Annotated in this window: 1 protein-coding gene; it reads right to left on the bottom strand. The window is 62.6% G+C overall.

Going from position 1 to position 2,111, the window contains the following annotated elements; genetic code table 11:
- Positions 1-376: 376 nt before the first annotated feature.
- Complete coding sequence (locus EN994_RS28545; protein WP_063170394.1) at positions 377-1,753, bottom strand: MFS transporter; 1,377 nt, start codon at positions 1,751-1,753, stop codon at positions 377-379.
- Positions 1,754-2,111: the final 358 nt, after the last annotated feature.

The following is a 2,111-nucleotide window of genomic DNA, read 5'->3' as shown; positions in this document are numbered from 1 at the left end:
ATCGCCGCCGGCGCCACTGCCGTTATCCAGCCGGGTGGCTCGATGAACGACAAGGACGTCATCGCCGCTGCCGACGAGCACGGCATCGCCATGGTGTTTACGGGCGTCCGGCATTTCAGGCATTGACGCACTTCTTCTTTCTCTCCTTGCGGGGTGAGAAGCGGTTCGCGCAGCAAACGAAAAGCCAATTGCTTGGCTTTTCGAGCTTCGAACGCCCTGAGCCCGCGAAGGGCCGGGCGGTGGACGATCCGCCCTGCCGGGTCCCCGCTGCTCCGCAGCGTCCCGGCGTTCGTCAGCCTTTCATCGTGCCACTGGCACGATGAATTCGCTTCGCGAACCGGCCGCTCACCCCACAGGGGGAGAAGGAAGAAAGAACTCAATCCGCCGGCCGGTCCGCTGGATAGGGCGTCTTGACCAGGATCGCCATGCCGATCCCGAGGAACAGCACGATCACCGCCATGCCGAGCCGTGCCGAGCCGCTGGCCAGGGTGACGGACGCGACCATGAACGGCGCCAGGAAACTGGTCGCCCGTCCGGCCAGCGCATAAATGCCGAAATAGCGGCCGGATTCGGCGGCCGTGACGCTGCGCGCCATGTAGGATCGCGACGACGCCTGCACCGGCCCGAAAGCCACACCGATCAACAGGCCGAAGAAGATGTAGGCCTTTTCCGCTGCCGTGCCGAACAGGCCACCGCTGTCCGGTCCAAGCATCATCCAGAGGCCGAACAAAGTATAGCCCGGTCCGGTCGAGACGATGCCGATCGTGGCGATGCTGAGCAGGACCAGCGAGATCATGACGATGGTTTTTGAGCCAAGCGCCGTATCGAGACGGGCTGCAACCAGGCAGCCGAAGATGGCGACGACGTTGAGAATGATGCCGAAAATACCGATTTCGGTGATCGACCAGTGGAACATCGCTGCTGCGAAAGTGCCCCCCAGCGCCAGCACCGCATTGACACCGTCCTGATAGATCATGCGGGCGACAAGGAAGCGGAAGATGCCGCTGCGCTTGCGCACCTCGCCCAGCGTCACTTTCAGCTCCGCCAACCCCTCTCGCACCGCAGGGCCGATCGGCAGGCCCTTGATGGCATCGGGGGTGAAAAAGAACATCGGCAGGATGAACAGGAAGTACCAGCCGGCTGACAAAGGCCCGGTTGCGCGCGCGTCCTCGCCGAGCTTCGGGTCGAGCCCAAAGAGCGGGTCGGTGCCGATGATCGTCTTGCCGGTCTCCGGCGAACCGGCCAAGCAAGCGACGACGAAGATCAGCGCGATCATGCCGCCGAGATAACCAAGGCCCCAGGCCATGTTGGAGATTCGGCCGATCTCGCTCTTCGGCACCAGGCGCGGCATCATCGAATCGTTGAACACGGTCGAAAACTCGGCCGCGACCGACGCCAGCGAAAAGAATAGCACGACCAGGAAAAGGTTCGAACCGGGGGCCGCGAACCAAAGCATGCAAAGGCAGGTGACCTTGACCGCGGCAAAGAATGCGATCCAGGGCTTGCGCGGGCCGGTCTGGTCGGCAATCGAGCCGAGGATAGGCGACAGCACGGCGATGACAAGACCGGCCGCGGCAATGCCGTAGCCCCAGGCCGCCTGGCCGGTCTCCGGATCGCTCGCCATGCGCGAGACGAAGTAAGGTCCAAAGATGAAGGTCGTCACGACCGTGAAGAACGGCTGCGCCGCCCAGTCGAACAGCATCCATCCCCAGATGCCGCGCCCGGACGCACGCTGCACTGTCTCTACCGTCATCATGATCCCTCGGCACCGGTTCCGTGTCGGGCGCCATGTCTGCATGTTTCATGCGCTCATGCAATGAACGAAGCTCGGTGCCGTACCCTTGACGCTGCCGGGCGTTCACTGTTCGAAAGCCATGCAACCGGCTTTCGTCCGCTTCGCGAACCAAGCCCGTATTTTTCTCGTGGGGGAAGTCGGACCGTAGGTCCGGCGCCGTCCTCCACCCCCTGCTTCGCAACGATTGTCGCCGGCGTGGATCTCTTGATTATTAAGTTGACTCTTTTTGTCCGCTTTGACTAATTGCGCTCGCGCAGGGCCGGAACGGTGACCGGCCGAACTGCTCGACATTGGTCTGACAGGGAATAAGAGATGA

This window comes from Mesorhizobium sp. M7A.F.Ca.CA.002.09.1.1, from assembly GCF_003998555.1.
Lineage (GTDB): Bacteria > Pseudomonadota > Alphaproteobacteria > Rhizobiales > Rhizobiaceae > Mesorhizobium > Mesorhizobium ciceri.
The sequence above is the reverse complement of the archived record's forward strand: the minus strand, read 5'-3'. Positions and strand labels throughout refer to the sequence as shown.